This window comes from Segatella asaccharophila (assembly GCF_054687055.1).
In genome coordinates this window covers 77539-97205 of record NZ_BAACAN010000010.1, presented here as the reverse complement: position 1 = coordinate 97205, position 19667 = coordinate 77539, and the positions used below count along the sequence as shown (strand labels likewise).

16 protein-coding genes are annotated in these 19667 nt (G+C 45.9%); 12 read left to right on the top strand and 4 right to left on the bottom strand.

Going from position 1 to position 19667, the window contains the following annotated elements; genetic code table 11:
* Positions 1-52: 52 nt before the first annotated feature.
* From glpK to ACYRYG_RS08000, 3 genes are all read left to right on the top strand, one after another.
* On the top strand, positions 53-1564 hold the full coding sequence (gene glpK / locus ACYRYG_RS08010) for a glycerol kinase GlpK (protein WP_293429711.1): 1512 nt from the start codon (positions 53-55) through the stop codon (positions 1562-1564).
* A 20-nt stretch (positions 1565-1584) separates the two neighbouring features.
* The gene (locus tag ACYRYG_RS08005; RefSeq protein WP_293416866.1) at positions 1585-2349 is read left to right on the top strand and encodes an MIP/aquaporin family protein; all 765 of its coding nucleotides are present in this window, start codon (positions 1585-1587) and stop codon (positions 2347-2349) included.
* Positions 2350-2560: 211 nt separating this feature from the next.
* On the top strand, positions 2561-3322 hold the full coding sequence (locus ACYRYG_RS08000; protein ID WP_293442134.1) for a hypothetical protein: 762 nt from the start codon (positions 2561-2563) through the stop codon (positions 3320-3322).
* A 90-nt stretch (positions 3323-3412) separates the two neighbouring features.
* Here the strand turns inward: ACYRYG_RS08000 and ACYRYG_RS07995 are convergent, their stop codons facing one another.
* The 4 genes from ACYRYG_RS07995 to rpmH form a co-directional block, all read right to left on the bottom strand.
* Entirely contained in the window at positions 3413-4408 is a 996-nt protein-coding gene (locus ACYRYG_RS07995; RefSeq protein WP_293425460.1) for a D-alanine--D-alanine ligase, read from the bottom strand.
* Between the two features lie 126 nt (positions 4409-4534).
* Entirely contained in the window at positions 4535-5590 is a 1056-nt protein-coding gene (locus tag ACYRYG_RS07990) for an RluA family pseudouridine synthase (protein ID WP_293418526.1), read from the bottom strand.
* Positions 5591-5633: 43 nt separating this feature from the next.
* A complete protein-coding gene (locus ACYRYG_RS07985; RefSeq protein WP_293418524.1) occupies positions 5634-6350 on the bottom strand; it encodes a PASTA domain-containing protein in 717 nt (238 codons plus the stop codon).
* Between the two features lie 179 nt (positions 6351-6529).
* On the bottom strand, positions 6530-6685 hold the full coding sequence (rpmH, locus tag ACYRYG_RS07980) for a 50S ribosomal protein L34 (protein ID WP_016665496.1): 156 nt from the start codon (positions 6683-6685) through the stop codon (positions 6530-6532).
* Positions 6686-6915: 230 nt separating this feature from the next.
* Between rpmH and efp the strand changes: the two genes are divergently transcribed.
* The 9 genes from efp to ACYRYG_RS07935 all read left to right on the top strand — a co-directional run bounded on the left by efp (position 6916) and on the right by ACYRYG_RS07935 (position 19399).
* Entirely contained in the window at positions 6916-7482 is a 567-nt protein-coding gene (gene efp / locus ACYRYG_RS07975; RefSeq protein ID WP_293418522.1) for an elongation factor P, read from the top strand.
* 209 nt (positions 7483-7691) lie between these two features.
* Positions 7692-8708, top strand: coding sequence for a glycosyltransferase family 2 protein (locus ACYRYG_RS07970; RefSeq protein ID WP_293418520.1), 1017 nt, complete (start codon positions 7692-7694; stop codon positions 8706-8708).
* A gap of 116 nt (positions 8709-8824) precedes the next feature.
* On the top strand, positions 8825-9682 hold the full coding sequence (radC, locus tag ACYRYG_RS07965; RefSeq protein ID WP_460197962.1) for a RadC family protein: 858 nt from the start codon (positions 8825-8827) through the stop codon (positions 9680-9682).
* 189 nt (positions 9683-9871) lie between these two features.
* Positions 9872-10192 carry a metal-sulfur cluster assembly factor gene (locus ACYRYG_RS07960; protein ID WP_293418516.1) on the top strand — a complete coding sequence of 107 codons (321 nt, stop codon included), beginning with the start codon at positions 9872-9874 and terminating at the stop codon, positions 10190-10192.
* Between the two features lie 111 nt (positions 10193-10303).
* Entirely contained in the window at positions 10304-11071 is a 768-nt protein-coding gene (locus ACYRYG_RS07955; RefSeq protein ID WP_293418514.1) for a UDP-2,3-diacylglucosamine diphosphatase, read from the top strand.
* A 133-nt stretch (positions 11072-11204) separates the two neighbouring features.
* On the top strand, positions 11205-13187 hold the full coding sequence (locus ACYRYG_RS07950; RefSeq protein WP_293429629.1) for a glycoside hydrolase family 97 protein: 1983 nt from the start codon (positions 11205-11207) through the stop codon (positions 13185-13187).
* Between the two features lie 1292 nt (positions 13188-14479).
* Positions 14480-15736 (top strand): GTPase HflX, encoded by a 1257-nt coding sequence (hflX, locus tag ACYRYG_RS07945; RefSeq protein ID WP_293418510.1) that lies wholly within the window; start codon positions 14480-14482, stop codon positions 15734-15736.
* A 126-nt stretch (positions 15737-15862) separates the two neighbouring features.
* A complete protein-coding gene (locus tag ACYRYG_RS07940; RefSeq protein ID WP_293418508.1) occupies positions 15863-17689 on the top strand; it encodes a DUF4954 family protein in 1827 nt (608 codons plus the stop codon).
* Between the two features lie 51 nt (positions 17690-17740).
* Positions 17741-19399, top strand: coding sequence for a fumarate hydratase (locus tag ACYRYG_RS07935; RefSeq protein WP_293418506.1), 1659 nt, complete (start codon positions 17741-17743; stop codon positions 19397-19399).
* Positions 19400-19667: the final 268 nt, after the last annotated feature.

Here is a 19667-nt window from a genome sequence, read left to right as displayed (position 1 = left end):
GCAATCGTATCTAATTCAAGGAAAAACTACTAACCACTTTTATATTAAGATTATGGAAGAAGACAAGTACATTCTAGCTCTTGACGAAGGCACAACCAGTGCGAGAGCAATGATTTTCGATCACAATGGTCAATCAAAATCCTCTGCACAAAGAGAATTCAAACAGTATTTCCCAAAATCGGGATGGGTTGAACAAAACCCAAACGAGATCTGGGCAGTCCAGGCGTCTGTGATTGCCGAAGCCATCTCTAAAATTGGCATCAACGGTAAAAACATTGCAGGCATCGGCATCACCAACCAGCGTGAAACCACCATTGTATGGGATGTCGACTCTGAAGAGCCGATCTACAATGCTATTGTCTGGCAGGACCACCGCACTTCCGAATTTTGTGACCAGTTGCGAGCTGATGGCAAAACGGATATGGTCCACAAGAAGACAGGATTAATCATTGATGCCTATTTTAGCGGGACAAAGATCAAATGGATCCTCGACCATGTCGCAGGAGCCCGTAAACGTGCAGAAGAGGGCAAACTGAGATTCGGCAATGTCGACAGTTGGCTCATCTGGCGCCTGACCCGAGGTGCATTGCACATCACTGATGTCACGAATGCAAGCCGTACTATGCTGTTCAACATCAACACCATGAAATGGGATCAGGAGCTGCTTGATATGCTGGGGATTCCTATGTCTATGATGCCCGAAGTTAAATCATGCTCAGAAGTTTATGGCACCACCAAGACCACGATCTTTGCTCATGAAGTGCCTATCTGCGGTATTGCCGGTGACCAGCAGGCAGCTCTGTTCGGCCAGATGTGCATCAAACCGGGATCCATGAAAAATACATACGGTACAGGTTGCTTCCTGATGATGAATCTGGGAGATAAACCTATCCTTTCCAAGAATAACCTGTTGACTACTGTCGCATGGAAAATAGGAGATAAAGTACAATACGCCTTTGAAGGTTCTATTTTCGTAGGAGGATCTGTCGTACAATGGCTCCGCGATGGGCTGGGTATCATCAAGTCTTCCAGTGAGATAGAAGCTCTTGCCTCTCAGGTTCCTGATACAGGAGGCGTATTTTTCGTACCTGCCCTGACAGGACTCGCCGCACCTTACTGGGATCAATATGCTAGAGGGGTTATCTGCGGTATCAGCAGGGGTACCACGGCTGCCCACATTGCTCGTGCCGCCCTGGAAGGGATCGCTTTTCAGACGTATGACATCGTCAATGCTATGGTCCGCGATACTGGAAATGAAGTCAAGGAACTAAAAGTTGACGGGGGTGCATCCCGTAACAACCTGATGATGCAATTCCAGGCTGACATTCTCAACACAGAGGTGATCCGCCCGAAGATTACGGAAACTACCGCATTAGGTGCTGCTTATCTGGCAGGTCTGGCCGTCGGATATTGGAAAGACATTGATGAAGTTCAAAATCAATGGCAGGCTGAACGCAAATTTGAACCGGAGAATGCAAATACCGATCAGATCGCCCAGGAGAAAGCTGGCTGGATTGATGCCATGAAACGCACCTTAACAAAAGATAGTAAGATCAAATTGTAAACCTTTTAATCATTTATATGATGGATTACTCATTAACGTACAGATGTTTCCTGGAATTTCTGGGGACGATGGTGATGATTCTCTTAGGAGATGGAGTCTGTGCAACCACAGGATTAAAAAAATCCAAAGGCTATGGCCCAAGTTGGATTACCATTGCATTCGGATGGGGATTCGCCGTTATGGCAGGCGTATTTATCGCCCATAATTCCGGTGCACATCTGAATCCCTGTGTAACTATCGGACTGGCAGCAGCGGGAGCATTCCCCTGGTCTGATGTCATTCCTTACATTATTGCCCAGTTAGTAGGGGCTTTTCTTGGTGCCATTTTAGTATATGTCGTTTACAAAGAGCATTTTGATGTTACGGATGACCCGCAAGGTAAGTTGACTATTTTCTGTACGATGCCTGCCATAGAAGGCCACAACGGACGAGCTTTTGTTGTTGAGACTATCTGTGCATTTGTCCTGGTCCTACTTATCATCTGTCTGCTCCCTCAGAATTACACTTCTGATGCAGGGAAGAATCTCGCTACAATGGGTGGTTTAGGTGCATTTCCGATAACTATGGTCATCGTTTCTATAGGTATGTCCATCGGTGGTCCTACCGGATATGCCATGAACCCTGCCCGTGATCTGGGTCCTCGTATTGCTCATCAGGTCCTGCCCATTAAGGGGAAAAGGGATAGTGGCTGGAGTTACGCATGGGTGCCTATCTTAGGCCCAATCTTCGGCGCAGTCTTGGCTGCAGGCGTAGGATATATATGGCATTTCTGCACCTTCTTTTAATCCTTTTGTCTACAACCACCAGGTGACCTTTTTTGCAAACACTTGGGGGAACAGATATTTGTCTGATCTGTAATTAAATCATACCGTTAAGGAAGATCAGGAACAGGCTGAATTTCTGTTATCCCTAAGTGGGACTTTAACCACCATAAACGAAAGTTGTTCACAAGTTATCAAAAGACTTTAGGAATCAGGATTTTTAAGAATACTTATCATGGAAAAAACAATAATAAAAGTTTTATGCCTGCTTGCCGTCATCACATTACCAACCACCTTAAAAGCTCAAAAACTCCATTATGTAGCTGGTATGGAAACTTCCCACCTGTGGCGAGGTGGCGAGGTATCCAAAGGCCTGACCTTCAACAATGAGTTTGCTATTTCTGATAATGGAAATCATCTGCGATTTGGACTTTGGGGAGGGATGCAAATCAACGGAAACTACAAGGAATTCGACTGGTACACCTCCTATAATCTTGGGGGATTCAGTGCCGCCGTATGGGATATTTATAATTTCTCTGACGGAATATGGGCTGAAGGGGCCAAGCAATACCGGTATTTTAATTACAATTGCCATAATACAGGACATTTCCTGGATGCTGCTCTCGGATACAATTTCGCCAAGCAGGGGATCCCACTATCGCTCACTTGGACGACCCTTCTTGCTGGACGTGACCGCGGAACTGCTGACAAGCAAAATATCTATTCCTCCTGGGTTCAAGCTGCATATACCCTCTATGAAGATGACCAATTCAAGGTAGACGCTTCTGTAGGAGGTGCCTTCGCTCTCCATAATTATAAAGAGAATACGAATGACAACTTCTATGGTAAATCCAATGGCATCAATGATATAAGATTGAGTTGCACCTATAAATTAAAGATTGCCAAACACGATTTGCCGATAACTTCCCAGGCCATGTGGAATCCGGAAGCTAACAAGGGATATTTCCGTGTAGCTGTCAACCTGCTGGACCTCTGAGAAGAAGGAATCTGATGAACTCAAGGACCAGACAAGAAAGCCCTGAAGTTAATGTATTACTCCAGGGCTTTCTTTAGCTATAGGATATTTTCAGAACTGGTTTTCTACGATATCACTGAGGATATCCTTGATATTAAGGCCTGCAGCCTTTACTTGCTGAGGGATAAAACTGGTAGTCGTCATCCCGGGAGTAGTATTCACTTCAAGCATATTAACCTGATCTTTTCCATCTTTATCCTTTGAGATGATATAATCTATCCGGATAATACCATTTGCATGGAGAATATCATAAATACGAGAACTCTCAGCAGCTACAGCCTTTGTCGTTTCCGGAGAGAGACGAGCAGGGGTTATTTCCTGAACTCTTCCATTATATTTGGCTGCATAATCGAAAAATTCATCTTCACTGACTACTTCCGTTGCAGGAAGGACCACTGATTTCTCTCTGGTTTTATACACTCCCTGGGAAATCTCAATGCCCGAAAGAAGCCCTTCCACCATCACCTCATTGCTTTCCATGAAAGCCAAACGAAGGGCCGGAGCCAGACGATCTGCATTATTCACTCTGGACACTCCGAAACTGCTGCCATCAGCTGCCGGTTTGACAAAACAGGGCATTCCTATTTGCCGGGCAATCTTATTCTCATCATAGTCTTCCCCACGTCGAAGCAGGATACTGTCAGCCACATGTACGCCGAAAGTCCGAAGATAGCGGTTGAGGACATATTTATCAAAAGTCAAAGCCTCAACGAGCACACCACTTGTAGAATAAGGCATGTTGATCAAGTCAAAATAACCCTGCATTACGCCGTTCTCGCCCGGCTGGCCATGGATGGTGATATAAGCGTAATCGAAGAACACGGTCTTTCCTTTCTTCTTAAAAGAGAAGTCATTCATATTGATCCCGGCCGTTTCTCCATCCTCAAAATTAACGTGCCAGTCAGTACCTTTTACGTCTACAATATAAATGTTATAACGCTCTTTGTCAAAGAAAGAGTACAGTCCTTGCGCTGAGCGCAGAGAGACATCATGCTCAGAGGAATCACCACCACACACGATTGCAATCGTTCTCTTTAAATTTTCCATAACTTTATAATATATTAATCGATGACCTGAAGGAACTGCGAATTCCAGTAACGCCCATCCATCAGGTTTGTCTTTTTTATTCCAATATTAATTCTAATCGTTAACAATGATCAAGAAATAAGTCATTCAGAAATTAGCATTTCCATGAATATAGTTTCTCCACTTCTCTATCAGTTGTCGGAAATCATCCGGCCATTCACTGGTGAAGTCCATCTGCTTGCCGGTACGAGGATGGACAAATCCCAACGTTCTGGCATGGAGTGCCTGACGGGGACAGATCTTAAAGCAATTCTCCACAAAAGCCTTATAAGCAGAACTGCGCTGGCCGCGCAGGATCTCCATCCCTCCATAAGTATCATCGGCAAAAAGCGGATGTCCAATACTCTTCATGTGAGCACGGATCTGGTGTGTACGCCCTGTTTCCAGGACACATTCCACAAGTGTTGTATAGCCATAACGTTCCAGCACGCGATAGTGTGTTACCGCACACTTCCCTATCCCGCTGTCCGGAGGAAAGACCTTCATACGAAGACGGTTCCGCGGGTCCCGGGCGATATTACCTTCAATCCGCCCTTCCTCTTCCGTAAAGTTGCCCCATACCAAGGCATTATAACTCCGGTGTGTCGTCTTATTAAAGAACTGCTTCCCCAGTGAAGCCTTAGCTTCCGGGGTCTTCGCCACGACCAGCAGGCCGCTTGTATCCTTATCAATACGATGCACAAGTCCCACTTCCGGGTCATTAGCATCAAAGTTCTTCATATCTCTCAGATACCAGGCAATGGCATTGATCAGCGTCCCTGTAAAATTGCCTGCCCCTGGATGGACTACCATTCCTGCAGGCTTATTGACCACCAGCACATCCTCATCCTCATATACCACATGAATAGGAATATCTTCAGCTACGATGCTGGTCTCATGCCTGGGGTAGTCAAGTACCAGTGTAATCTGATCATCAGGACGAATCTTATAATTACTCTTTACAGGTTTGCCGTTCACGCGGATACAACCTGCATCAGCAGCATTCTGTATGCGGTTTCTGCTCTGGTAAGGGTTGCGTTCACTCAAGAATTTATCAATACGGACCGGCTGCTGTCCGGCATCAACCTCAATTTTCCAGTGTTCAAAGAGTTGCCCTTCACCCCTTCCAGCTTCCTGATCCTTATCGTTCTGTTTTGAAATCATTCTCCAACTTCCTCCTTAGTCGTTCTATTCATCCCATGGATTTTTAATTTCCAGAATTCGTCTGGTTAGCAGGAGAATTATCTTCTGCCGAAGGTGCGGTAGGATCAGTCCCCTGAACTTCCTGGAATGGATCCTGGTCATTATTATCCGGGGACTCTTCGTCATTTTCTGAAGGATCCACATAGTCGATCGAATCAGAAGCAGGGAGTTTTCCATTCCCCACTTCAATGATGAGAGGTGCATCTACGCTGACTTTATCCCCCGCATGAACCTGGCGTCCGTTTACCAGAAGGCCATACACCCAGTCCTGTTCACCGGCAATATATTTAGGTTGGCCCAGCCTGAAGCCCATAGCCGTCAACTTCGCCATTGCCTCACGTAAAGAGCAGTTGTCGATAACATCAGGAATAGGGATCATAGGAGAATGAGACGCATTGATCGTCACATAGATAATATGGCCTGACTTCACATGCTCACCGGCCGGCGGGTTCTGAGCCAGGATACATCCCGGGGGAAGAGAGCGCACGTATCCCGTATCGCTCACTTCAATATTCAAGCCCACACCCTTGAGAATATATTGGGCATCATTAAAATCCTTATGCAGCAGATTCGGCACCGGAATAGCCTCTCCATGATGCGTATAGATATCTATTCCATATTTCACACCCAGGCAAAGCAGGAAGATAACCATGGCCATCGCAGCCAGGTTCCCCCATAAATAGCGGCTTAAGAATTTACTGAAGAATTTCTTTGACTTCATAATGGTTCTTACTCGTATTTCCGACTTTGAGGATGCCAGCACACACAGGAACTGTTCTCCGACTGCCTGATTCTATCCACAGTGCAAAGATAGACAAAAAAAAGAAAGAAGCAAAGAATCAACCTCTACTTCTTTCTTTTTAACCTTAAACGGTTAATGCTTCACCGGCAAGAAACGGATTATTTACCGTGATTCTCGTCAGAAACAGTTAACTTCTTACGGCCACGAGCACGGCGAGAAGCCAAAACGCGGCGGCCATTCTTTGTTGCCATACGCTCGCGGAAGCCATGCTTATTCACGCGACGACGATTGTGAGGCTGGAATGTTCTTTTCATTTTTATTATTTTTAATTTATAATTTCATGAGCAAAAACCGATAAAGCATGACTTGTCATGTACCCACTTCACCGCTTTGGGCTGCAAAAGTACGGATATTTTTCGAAACAACCAAGTTTTTGCGGGCTTTTAGCGCTATTATTAGTATTTTTTTTATATTTACTTTGTTTGTTTCTTAAAAAGAAGTAACTTTGCAAACGCTTAAGAAAATTACAAATAAATATACAGCAATGATTAATTCACAGGAAATTAAAATCGGAACTTGTATCCGTATGGATGGTAAAATTTGGACATGTATTGACTTTCAACACAGAAAACCGGGTAAAGGTAATACTGTTATGAATACCAAACTGAAAAACATTGCCGATGGTCGCGTATTGGAACGCACTTTCCAGGTCGGCTTCAAGTTGGATGATGTGCGTGTCGAGCGTCGTCCTTATCAATATCTGTACAAAGATAGTACCGGCTACATCTTCATGAATCAGGAAACTTTTGAGCAGATTCCTATCCCGGAACATCAGATCAACGGGGCAGCCTACATGAAAGAGGGAGATATTGTAGAAGTAGTCACAGATACCTCTGATGGCACAATCCTCCTTGCAGAAATGCCGGTAAAGACAAATCTGAAGGTAGTCGAATCCGAGCCTGGCGTCAAGGGCAACACCGCCACGAATGCCACAAAACCTGCTAAGTTGGAAACAGGTACAGAAGTCCGTGTACCCCTCTTCATCAATGAGGGTGACACCATTCAGATTGACACCCGTGACGGCAGTTATTTAGGGCGCGTTAACGCATAAACGTTTTCTTTCAGGATACAGGATAGCAGCAGCTGACAGTCGGGTAATACCGGCGGGCATGATGCCATCCTTTATTTTTTCTATACTGGCTTCAAGTTTCCATTTCCATCAAGCCAAGTGAGGGCATTGCTTACTACCACTATTATCTGAATCCTGTTTTCCATTGCCTTGATCATACCACTCCATCTGTTTCCCGTATTGTCTTTTGTATGAAATATTCCATTATTATTCCCGTATACAACCGCCCTGAAGAGGTTGGCGAATTGTTAGACAGCCTGATCCATCAGACCATCAGCGATTTTGAAGTCATCGTAGTAGAAGACGGCTCTACCCTTTCCTGCGAACAAGTGTGCAATCATTACCAGGGAAGACTGGACCTGCATTATTTCAGAAAAGAGAATTCCGGACCGGGGCAAAGCCGTAATGAAGGAGCAAGACAAGCCAAAGGTACCTATCTGATCATTTTGGACAGTGACGTGACTCTCCCTCCCGGTTACCTGCAGGCGGTCAATGAAGAACTCGACCGGGAGCCTGCTGATGCTTTTGGCGGACCCGACAGGGCCTCAGCATCATTCACTCCCCTGCAAAAGGCAATCTCCATTTCCATGACTTCCTTCTTTACAACAGGAGGCATCAGGGGGGGGAAGAAAAAACTGGATAAGTTTTATCCACGTTCCTTTAATATGGGAGTACGCCGGGAGGTCTATCAGAATTTAGGCGGATTCTCGCACATGCGTTTTGGAGAGGATATTGATTTCAGCATCCGCATCTACCAAAATCACTACCACTGCCGACTCTTTCCTGAGGCCTGGGTATGGCACAAACGCCGTACCAATTTCAGAAAGTTCTGGAAACAGGTATTCAATAGTGGCATCGCCCGCATCAATCTCTATAAGAAATACCCTGAGAGTTTGAAGATCGTCCATCTTCTCCCGGCAGCCTTTACCACTGGTGTCATCGGCTTACTCCTGCTATGCCTCATCGGCTTCCTCACGAAATGTCGGCTACTGATCTGGATACCGCTTCTACCGCTTGCGGCCTATTACCTGCTCATCCTGGCTGACGGATGGCGGGCAAGTCATTCCTTCCGCATCGGAATCCTTGCAGGGATTGCAGCATACGTTCAACTGACGGGCTACGGTTGTGGGTTCTTAAAAGCCTGGTGGCAAAGATGTATTTGCAAGAAAGGAGAATTTGCTGCTTATCAAAACACTTTTTACAAATAGAATGGCTCAGGCATCAGGGTCTTTCTATCCCGATAAAATTTAACACAACACTATAAAGACAATAATATTCTTCCTTACCAAAAGGAAGGACAGAAACTCACCTTATATCTGATACTATGAAAAAAAAGGATTCCATCCGGGAGGTGTTTCCTCTGGACCGACCGTCCAACTTCCTTCCCAATCATCCCCAAAGCAAAAAGGAGAACAAAGGTCCTCAAGAAACGGCATCCTGCCAACCTTCCGATAAGGACAAGCAAAAAGATCTGACTCCTACAAAGCGTATCTCTGCAAGATTAAGCATCAAGGAATGGGCAACAGAAGACAGGCCACGTGAAAAACTCGAGCGGCTAGGTCCGGCAGCACTGTCCAATGCGGAGCTGCTGGCTATCCTCATCGGTTCCGGAACGCCAAGCCTCAGCGCCGTAGACTTGATGAAAACGGTCTTGAAGGCTTATCATAACAATCTGAACTCTCTGGGGAAAGCAGAAATACACGAACTCGTAACCCGGTTTAAGGGAATAGGGCCAGCTAAAGCCATCACTATCCTTGCAGCTTGTGAACTGGGCAAGAGACGTCAGTTGGAAAAAGCCGAAGAACGCCAGGAACTCGGCTCAGCAACAGCTGTTTATAATTACATGCATCCCCGTATGCAAGACCTTGATGTAGAAGAGGCATGGATTCTGCTGCTGAATCAGAATTACAAACTGATCAAGGCGGAATCGATCAGCCACGGAGGGATTACAGAGACCGCCGTCGACATCCGGGTAATCATGCGAGAGGCACTTCTCCATCACGCTACTATCCTCGGACTTTGCCATAATCATCCGAGCAATAATGCGACACCAAGTTGCGAAGATGACCGCCTGACACTCAGGATGAAGAAAGCCTGCAGCCTGATGCGGATTTTCTTCATGGACCATGTCATCATCTGTGACGGACAATACTACTCCTATCGGGAAATGGGCAGACTATGATCCAAACTCCCCACGGATCGTCGTCTCTGCAGGCAAACCACCCTTAATCTTCCCTGCATAAGAAAGATGCCAGCAGATGTTTTTTGACTTCTGCCACCGGTATTTCAAAATTTATTTCTATCTTTGCATGAAACAGCACATCCATCCGTTAAGAACATGGGCTGGATAAACCTCAAAAAGGAGCGCGAAATGACTCAAGAAGAAAAGACTAAAATCGAAGAGCGGATTGTAGATGTCCTCAAGACCGTTTACGATCCTGAAATTCCAGTGAACATCTGGGATCTGGGCATGATCTATAAGATAGATGTCAAGGACGACTCGAGTGTAAATATAGATATGACCTTCACGGCGCCATCGTGCCCGGCTGCCGATTTCATCCTGGAAGATGTCCGCACGAAGGTTGAAAGTGTTGAGGGCGTCAAATCCGCCAATGTCAACCTTGTCTTTGAACCTGCGTGGGATCAGAGCATGATGTCGGAAGAAGCCAGGGAGGAACTGGGATTCAACTGATTTTCAAGTCTCTTTATCATGCCGGTCAGAAATATCCCTGCCCGTCATAAAGGATTATTCAAAGTGGAAACCTCTCAGAACTCGGAAAGATCAACTTCAAACCATTGACAAATGAGAAAGAATGTCTATTTTTTATCCGATGCCCATCTGGGCTCACTGGCTATCCCTCACAACCGCACCCAGGAACGACGCCTGGTACGTTTTCTGGACAGTATTAAGGACAAAGCCGCAGCCATCTATCTCTTAGGAGATATGTTTGATTTCTGGGATGAATACAAATATGTCGTGCCTAAAGGCTATACACGGTTCCTGGGCAAACTCTCAGAGTTGACGGATAGTGGCATAGAGGTTCATTTCTTCACAGGCAACCATGATATCTGGACTTATGGATATCTGGAAAAGGAATGTGGACTGATCGTACATCACAAACCGATTACGACAGAAATTTTCGGCAAAATATTCTTCCTCGCCCATGGTGACGGATTAGGTGACCCTAACAATCAGTTCAAACTCTTGCGGAAAATGTTCCATAACCGTACTTGCCAGATCCTTCTCAATGCGATGCACCCGCGCTGGGGAATGGCTCTGGGACTGAACTGGGCCAAGCACAGCAGGCTGAAACGGGCGGATGGCAAGGAGACTCCTTACCTGGGTGAAGACAAGGAATACTTGGTGTGCTTCACTAAAGAATATTTGAAGACTCATAGCAATATTGATTATTTCATCTACGGTCACCGGCATATCAAACTCGATCTGAGGTTGAACGACAAAGCACGGATGATTGTCCTCGGAGACTGGATATGGCAATATACATACGCCGTCTTCGATGGTGAACACCTCTATTTAGAAGACTATGTGGAAGGAGAGACCCAACCGTAAAGCAGGGACTGATACCCGGTTGACAAACAGGGTATCAGTCCTGCCAGGAAAAGCACTATGATTCATTCAGACCTGATAAACATCATTTAAATTTATTTATACACTACAATTTCTTTAATCTATTCTTATAGACATGAAAAAAAAGCTATGCTTATTATGGGCGTTGACCATTTGTATGGTCATCAATGCCAAATCATTTCAACTTCATTCACCTGACGGCCAGATCAATGTCAATGTCAATACGGGCAAGACCATTTCGTACGCCGTCACAGTAGGCAAGACCCTCATTCTCTCGCCTTCCGTTATTTCCATGAACATCGCCGGGAGCAAATCCTTCGGACAGGATTCCAGACTCAAGTCTGCTGTCACGACCACCCATCGGGGCATCATCAAAACCTTTGCCTATAAAAAAGACAAGATCCAGGATGACTACAATGAACTGACGATGACGTTCAAAGAAAAATTCCAGTTGATATTCCGTGCCTATAATGATGGCATAGCCTATCGCTTTGTGGCTTTGAAAAAGGGACCATTCACCGTCAGCGGCGAGCAGGCCGAATTCAATTTTCCGAAAGACTGGAAGGCTTTCGTTCCCTATACGGACTCAGAAGGAACCTTAGAACAGCAGGTCAACAACTCTTTTGAAAACACCTATACCTTCGCTCCCCTTTCCCAAATGAACGCTAAACACATTGCTTTCATCCCTGTTGTGATTGAAGCAGATAATGGCATTAAGGTAGCCGTCACTGAGGCAGACCTGGAAAATTATCCAGGAATGTTTGCCCTCAATCCAGACAATGGCAAATCTATCAAAGGGTATTTTGCCAACTATCCGAAAGCCATCAAACAGGGCGGGCACAACATGCTTGAAGAACTGGTGCAGTCACGGGAGAACTATCTGGTGCAATGTAATGGACAAAGGAATTTCCCATGGCGTGTGCTCTGCATCTCAAGACAAGACAAACAGTTGATGAACAATGACATGGTCTATCGCCTTGCCGCACCGGCCCGTTTTCAGGACACCTCCTGGATCCACCCCGGGAAGGTAGCCTGGGACTGGTGGAATGACTGGGGACTATATCATGTTCCCTTCAAATCCGGAGTAAACACTGAGACCTATAAATATTATATCGACTTCGCTTCCAAACACCACATCGAATATGTCATCCTGGATGAAGGATGGGCCGTTAACGGGAAAGCAGATCTCATGCAGATCGTACCGGAAATTAACCTGCCGGAAATCATCAGTTATGCAAAGCAGAAAAATGTAGGCATCATTCTCTGGGCCGGATATTATGCTTTCGACCGGGATATGGAAGAGGTATGCAAGCATTATTCCCAGATGGGTGTCAAGGGTTTCAAGATCGACTTTTTCAACCGGAATGACGCCAAATGCGTCAACTTCCATTACCGTGCTGCCGCCATGGCTGCGAAATATCATCTTATCCTCGATTTTCACGGGACCTATAAACCTACCGGTCTGAACCGCACTTACCCGAATGTCCTTAACTTTGAGGCTGTAGCAGGACAAGAACAGAACAAATGGTCGACCATGCAGAGATACGACCAGGTAGACTATGACGTCACCCTCCCCTACACCCGGCAGCTCCAGGGCCAGATGGATTATACTCAAGGTGCCATGCACAATGGCACGAAAGAGACCTTCCGCCCTTGTAACAGTGATCCGATGAGTCAGGGAACACGCTGCCATCAGCTGGCTGAATATGTGGTCTTCTTCTCACCGTTGAATATGCTCTGTGACAGCCCCACACACTATGAGCAAGAACCAGAATGTACTGACTTTATCGCCGGAATCCCCACCACCTGGGATCAGACCCGTCCTTTAGCCGGAAAAGTGGGACAATATGCTGCTGTCGCCCGCCGGAAGGGCAACATCTGGTACGTCGGCGCCGTGAATAACTGGACAGCACGTGACCTGACTCTGGACCTTAAGTCCCTCGCAGGTAAAAAGGCTGTCGTTTTCCAGGATGGTGTCAACGCTGATCGTTTTGCAGAAGATTACCAGAAAACGGAAATAACCATTCCGGCAGACGGACTCCTGAAAATACACATGGCTCCAGGCGGTGGATACGCAATGGAAGTGTATCCGGAGTAAAGAAGATGTCGTAAACTGCTCTTTCTGAAAGACATCTGCAAACTTGACGACCAGGATACCCAAACGGGTGTCCTGGTTGAAATACTGATGAAAAAGGACGGTTAACATTAGACTTTCACAAGAATCATTTAATATTTTTGTGCAAATCGAGTTACAAATTAACATTCATAATTTTATATTTAATCTTATTACTGAACATTTATTGGAATTAACTGAAATAATTATCCAACATAAAAATAAGTTGGTATCTTTGCAATCGAACAAAAGAAAGATTCACTTTTCATATAGAAAACAAGAAATCGTTATTCGATTAGGTTATTAGATTATTAAATTAGGTTATTAGGTTATTAGATTAGGTTATTAGGTTTTAGAGTAAAAAGACTAGTTAGCGAACTAAGAAATTTCTCTCTTCCCGGAATTCTTTGAGACAAAGGTTTCCGGGAATCTCGTTTTTATAAGGGCCTGTTTTTAAAATCATGATAAACACGAACATACAGAAATGATCTTTTTGATCTTTTGAACCACAAAGCCATATAAGACCTCCACATAAAAGGTTTCCCTTTAAAAAGTCAGATCAGCAACAGGGCAAGGAAAAGTAACGGTCCCCATCCAATGGTTTATGCAAAAATCAGATCAAAAACAAATTCTCAGATCAGAAATAAATAAGGTAAAAGAATTACGGGAAATAGCAAAAAATAATGCTCCGACATCACGTCGAAGCATATTTCATCATCTTCAAATGTTTCAGCAGTTCGTTTGATAATGTAGTTATTATTTTCTTGAAAATCAGTTTGGATACATTATTTTTCAACTGTTGCAAAGTTATAGATAAAATTGATTTAAATCAAATAATCGGCACGTTTTTCTAAAAAAAACCACGTAAACGTTTGCGAGTCACCAGCCTCAACAGACTATCCTATCAAGAGTTAAAATCCGAATTAGATTAGTGTCGGGACTTGTTACCCTACTTAGGTAACCCTATTCCTCTCCCCTATATCAGCAACGATGTTACCAAGGCCTGGTAAGGTTGTCTCCAAAGCCTGGTAACGATGTTTCCAAAGCTTGGTAACGTTGTTTCCAAGGCTTGGTAATGATGTCTCCAAGGCCTGGTAATAATGTCGTTGATGCATCCACTGATGTATCACGGGAATTAATCCTTGCGGTCCATATTCACCAGGTCAAACGTTTTTCTCCCTTTTATAAATAAAAAGAACATTTAAGCCTAATTATCCTTGAACTTTAGTGCATAAAGAAATTAAATTAATTATCTTTGCATAGAAAATAAAGACGAGATGAACGAATTTGAAGATTCTATAGAAAAGAGAGGCACAGTAGAAACTGCTATCCTGGTAGGATTGATCACAAAAGATCAAGATGAGGAAAAGACAGGTGAATACCTTGATGAACTGGAATTTCTGGCGGACACCGCAGGAGCCAGGACGATCAAGCGGTTCACCCAGAAGATTGATGCTCCCAGTCAGACTTCCTACGTAGGCAAAGGAAAACTAGAAGAGATCAGCGCTTACATCAAGGAAGAGGATGACAATGACCGCCCTATCGGTATGGTGATCTTTGATGATGAACTCTCTGCACGGCAGATCAGGAACATCCAAAAAGTCCTTGATGTGAAGATTCTCGACAGGACCAGTCTGATCCTTGATATTTTCGCCATGCGTGCGAAAACAGCCGCAGCCAAGACACAGGTTGAACTGGCACAAGACCGTTACCTGCTCCCCCGCCTGCAGCGGATGTGGACCCATCTTGAACGACAGGGCGGAGGTTCAGGAGGAGGTGGCGGAAAGGGTACCGTAGGCCTCCGTGGACCAGGCGAGACACAGTTGGAAATGGACCGCCGGATCATCACCAACCGCATCAGTCTGCTGAAAAACCGCCTTGCCGAGATCGACAAACAGAAGAGCACGCAGCGCAAGAACCGGGGAAGGCTCATTCGTGTAGCCCTCGTCGGCTATACCAATGTAGGAAAGTCCACCATCATGAACCTCCTGGCCAAGAGTGATGTATTCGCAGAAAACAAACTCTTTGCTACGCTGGATACAACCGTGCGGAAAGTTGTCATTAAGAACCTCCCGTTTCTGTTAGCCGATACCGTAGGCTTTATCAGGAAGCTGCCCACCGACCTGGTAGATTCCTTCAAGTCCACACTGGATGAGGTCCGTGAAGCAGACCTGCTGTTACATGTCGTAGACATCTCACATCCCGATTTCGAAGAACAGATACAGGTAGTCCAGCAGACCCTGAAAGAAATAGGCTGTGCAGACAAACCCGAAATGATCCTGTTCAATAAAATAGACAATTACCATTGGGTACAGAAAGAGAAGGATGACCTTACCCCTGCAGACCGGTCCAATGTGACCCTGGAGGAACTGAAGAAGACATGGATGGCAAAATACAATGAGAACTGCATCTTCATTTCGGCAAAGACGAAAGAAAACATGGAAGAGCTGCATCATGCTCTTTATAAACGCGTCCGTGAACTTCACGTTCAAAAATATCCCTACAACGATTTCCTCTATCCGGAAGTGGAATAAAGAAACCGAAGAGCGTATATGCCAGTACCCTCATGAGGAGAAGTATCGTGACACAGGTAAGACTATCGATTTATAAATGACAGAAAGGATTCCCAACTGAGATTGAGAACTCTAACCAATAAATATATGGACGATTACAGAAGTTTAACCGAAGAAGAGATCAGCACCCTTGAAAGTCAAGGATGCCAGGCCGAAGATTGGACAGCGATCAATGTCGCAGAGAATTTCTCCACCGAATACCTCAGGGAAGTAAAGTTCTATGGAGAAGTCAACCTGGGAGTCTTCGAGAAGAACATCACTGTGGATGAAGGATTTTCAAAGCACTCGGGCATTTACAGTGCAGTCCTCAAGGATGTTACCCTAGGAGATAACTGTCTGATCGAGAGAACAGGCAACTACATCAACAACTACGATATTGGTGAGGAATGCTACATTTCCAACATCGGGAAGATGAACACCACATCAGATGCCACTTTCGGAGAAGGGAATGTCATCAGTGTCAGGAATGAAAGCGGAGACGGAAATGTCATTCTCTTTGACAGCCTCAACACCCAGATTGCGGCATTCCAGATCCGTCATGCCGACGATCAAGAATTCCGGAAAGCCTTCCGTGCCATCATCCACAACTATCTGAAAGAAAGGAAACCACCAAGAGGCGTTCTCGGCTATCGGGTAAAAATCGTAAATACGACAGAGGTCACGAATACCATCATCAATGATGACTGTGAGATCTCCGGAGCCAGCAGGATCAGTGAATGTTCCATTCTCAGTTCTCCAGAATCAAGCACTTATATCGGCAATAACGTCATCCTGGACAACAGTATCGTGCAGGCAGGAAGTTCCATCCTTGACGGTGCCCACGTGAACAATTGTTTTATCGGAGAAGCCTGTCATATTGTCAACGCCTCGACGGAAAGCAGCCTCTTCTTTGCCAACAGTTTTATAGGCAACGGAGAGACCTGTGCAGCCCTCTGTGGTCCTTTCACCGTAAGTCATCACAAGAACAGTTTGCTCATTGCGGGAGAATTCTCATTTTACAATGCCGGAGCCAACACCAACTTTTCCAACCATGCCTATAAGATGGGGCCCATCCACTGGGGGACCATGGAGCGAGGAGACAAGACCTCCAGCGGCTCCCAGATTTTCTGGCCGGCCCACATCGGAGCGTTCACCATGTGCATGGGATGGATACAGACCCATCCCACCGTCCAGGACCTGCCCTTCAGTTACCTTTTCGGGGACGGGATGGAGACCTGTATAGCGCCAGGGCATAATGTAACCACCGTTGGCACCTATCGTGATATACACAAATGGCCCCGGAGGGATATGCGTCCGCTTTCAGACTCCGCGAGCCGGAGTTTTGTCAATTTCGACTGGTTGTCCCCTTTTGTCGTCTCAGAGTGTGTGCGAGGGAAGAAAATCCTTGAAGGTCTCCGTGAAGAACAGGGACAGCATATAGAGAAATACAATTATGGAGGATGCTATATCCGGAACTCTTCCATGCAGAAAGGCATCAAGTCCTACGACATGCTCATCCGGCTGTTCCTGGAGAGCGAACTCAAGAAGCATCCCCTCGAAGTGCCGAAGAGTGACACCGGGACAGGCAGGTGGTGCGATCTCTGCGGCCTTCTGGCTCCCGAAGAGGAAGAGCAAAGACTGCTGGAAGACATCAAAGCCGGAAAAGTGAATGATTTACTGACCATTCACGACCGCTTTCTGAATATGCATCTCAACTATGAAGACTATAAATGGGCGTGGACCTATCAGTTCATTCTGGACCTTGAACATTCCGATACGATCACAGAAGAAGATGTCCGGCGCCTGATTGAAGAATGTGAGCCCGCCCATGCCGAATGGCTTAACACCATTAAGAACGACGCGAAGCGGGAATTCAAGTTGGGTGACGTAGAAGAATCAGAACTATATGATTTCCTCGAAAAGATGGAAAGCTAACACATCAGAAAGGAATAAAGACTCATTAAATTAATATAAAACATTGTTACTATGGAAAAAGTACCAAATTTCAAGTACGCTCCGATGTTCCAGACCGGAAAGGATGACACAGAATATCGACTGCTTACCAAAGAAGGGGTGAGCACAGGTAAATTTGAGGGAAAAGAGATTCTGAAAGTCAGCAAAGAGGCCTTGACCTTGCTGGCCCAGCAGTCCTTCCACGATGCAGAATTCACGCTCCGCCGCGCTCATAACAAACAAGTAGCCGCCATTCTGGAAGATCCCGAATCTTCTGAGAATGATAAATATGTTGCCCTCCAGTTCCTTCGCAATGCCGATATTGCCTCCAAGGGCGTTCTGCCTTTCTGCCAGGATACCGGCACAGCCATCATCCACGGAGAAAAGGGACAGCAGGTATACACCGGTTTTGATGATGCCGAAGCTCTCTCCCGTGGAGTATACAACACCTTCACACAGGACAGTCTGCGGTACTCCCAGAATGCCCCCCTGACGATGTATGACGAAGTGAACACACGCTGCAATCTTCCTGCCCAGATAGACATAGAGGCTACCGAGGGAGAAGAATACCGTTTCATCTGCGTAGCCAAAGGCGGCGGGTCAGCCAACAAGACCTATTACTGGCCGATGACCAAGGCGCTTATCCAGAATGAAAGCACCCTGATTCCTTTCCTTGTAGAGAAGATGAAAAGCCTGGGTACGGCAGCCTGTCCTCCCTACCATATCGCTATCGTGATCGGTGGTACAAGTGCCGAAAAGAACCTGCTTACGGTCAAGTTAGCTTCTATCAAGTATTATGACAACCTGCCTACCAAGGGGGATGAGACCGGCCGTGCGTTCAGGGATAAAGACCTGGAGGGAAAACTCCTTGAAGAAGCCCGCCATATCGGACTCGGTGCACAGTTTGGCGGCAAGTATTTCGCACACGATGTACGTGTCATCCGCCTGCCCCGCCACGGAGCCAGTTGTCCTGTCGGCATCGGCGTAAGTTGCTCAGCAGACCGTAACATCAAAGGAAAGATCAACCGTGACGGCATCTGGCTGGAGAAGATGGATGAAAATCCTTCAGAGCTTATCCCTGCCGAATATCGCAAAGCCGGTGAGGGCCCTAAAGGGGTAGAGATTGACCTGGACAAAGGTATCGACAGTGTCCGCAAAGAACTGACCAAATATCCAGTTTCCACCCGTGTCAGCCTCAGCGGAACGATCATCGTAGCACGCGACATCGCCCACGCAAGACTCAAGGCAGCACTGGATAAAGGACAGGATCTGCCCCCATATTTCAAAGACCATCCTATCCTCTATGCCGGACCGGCCAAGACTCCCGAAGGATACTCCTGCGGCTCTATGGGGCCGACGACAGCTAACCGTATGGACCCGTACGTAGATGAATTTCAGGATCATGGAGGCTCACTGGTCATGATTGCCAAAGGTAATCGCACACAAGTTGTCACGGATGCCTGCAAGAAGCACGGCGGTTTCTATCTCGGTACCATCGGTGGTATCGCCGCACTGCTTTCCAAAGAGTGCATCAAGAGCATCGACTGTGTCGCTTTCCCAGAGCTCGGTATGGAAGCCATCTGGAAGATCGTCGTGAAGGACTTCCCCGCATTCATCCTCGTAGATGATAAGGGTAATGACTTCTTCAAACAGTTGAAGCCGTGGAATCCGTGCGAGCAATGCGGAAAATAAACGGATGACCATCTGATCAAACTAAGAAAGTCCTTTTCTCCTGTCGGGAAAAGGACTTTTTTAGTTCATTAAAGAATTTTAAGAGTATTCTTTGTGTTTTCAACAATTTATTCTATCTTTGCACTCGAATGGCAAACCGCCATTTAGGGGGTGCTCCGCCGCATTCGTTTATACGTTTTTCAAGAAACGGGAAAAGTCTGCAATTGGCGGTGCTGAGAATATACCCATCAACCTGATCCGGATAATGCCGGCGTAGGTAAGACAAACT

Coding starts and splice junctions, on each gene's coding strand:
- glpK (WP_293429711.1), top strand. CDS start 53: ATGGAAGAAGACAAGTACATTCTAGCTCTTGACGAAGGCACAACCAGT.
- ACYRYG_RS08005 (WP_293416866.1), top strand. CDS start 1,585: ATGGATTACTCATTAACGTACAGATGTTTCCTGGAATTTCTGGGGACG.
- ACYRYG_RS08000 (WP_293442134.1), top strand. CDS start 2,561: ATGGAAAAAACAATAATAAAAGTTTTATGCCTGCTTGCCGTCATCACA.
- ACYRYG_RS07995 (WP_293425460.1), bottom strand. CDS start 4,408: ATGGAAAATTTAAAGAGAACGATTGCAATCGTGTGTGGTGGTGATTCC.
- ACYRYG_RS07990 (WP_293418526.1), bottom strand. CDS start 5,590: ATGATTTCAAAACAGAACGATAAGGATCAGGAAGCTGGAAGGGGTGAA.
- ACYRYG_RS07985 (WP_293418524.1), bottom strand. CDS start 6,350: ATGAAGTCAAAGAAATTCTTCAGTAAATTCTTAAGCCGCTATTTATGG.
- rpmH (WP_016665496.1), bottom strand. CDS start 6,685: ATGAAAAGAACATTCCAGCCTCACAATCGTCGTCGCGTGAATAAGCAT.
- efp (WP_293418522.1), top strand. CDS start 6,916: ATGATTAATTCACAGGAAATTAAAATCGGAACTTGTATCCGTATGGAT.
- ACYRYG_RS07970 (WP_293418520.1), top strand. CDS start 7,692: ATGAAATATTCCATTATTATTCCCGTATACAACCGCCCTGAAGAGGTT.
- radC (WP_460197962.1), top strand. CDS start 8,825: ATGAAAAAAAAGGATTCCATCCGGGAGGTGTTTCCTCTGGACCGACCG.
- ACYRYG_RS07960 (WP_293418516.1), top strand. CDS start 9,872: ATGACTCAAGAAGAAAAGACTAAAATCGAAGAGCGGATTGTAGATGTC.
- ACYRYG_RS07955 (WP_293418514.1), top strand. CDS start 10,304: ATGAGAAAGAATGTCTATTTTTTATCCGATGCCCATCTGGGCTCACTG.
- ACYRYG_RS07950 (WP_293429629.1), top strand. CDS start 11,205: ATGAAAAAAAAGCTATGCTTATTATGGGCGTTGACCATTTGTATGGTC.
- hflX (WP_293418510.1), top strand. CDS start 14,480: ATGAACGAATTTGAAGATTCTATAGAAAAGAGAGGCACAGTAGAAACT.
- ACYRYG_RS07940 (WP_293418508.1), top strand. CDS start 15,863: ATGGACGATTACAGAAGTTTAACCGAAGAAGAGATCAGCACCCTTGAA.
- ACYRYG_RS07935 (WP_293418506.1), top strand. CDS start 17,741: ATGGAAAAAGTACCAAATTTCAAGTACGCTCCGATGTTCCAGACCGGA.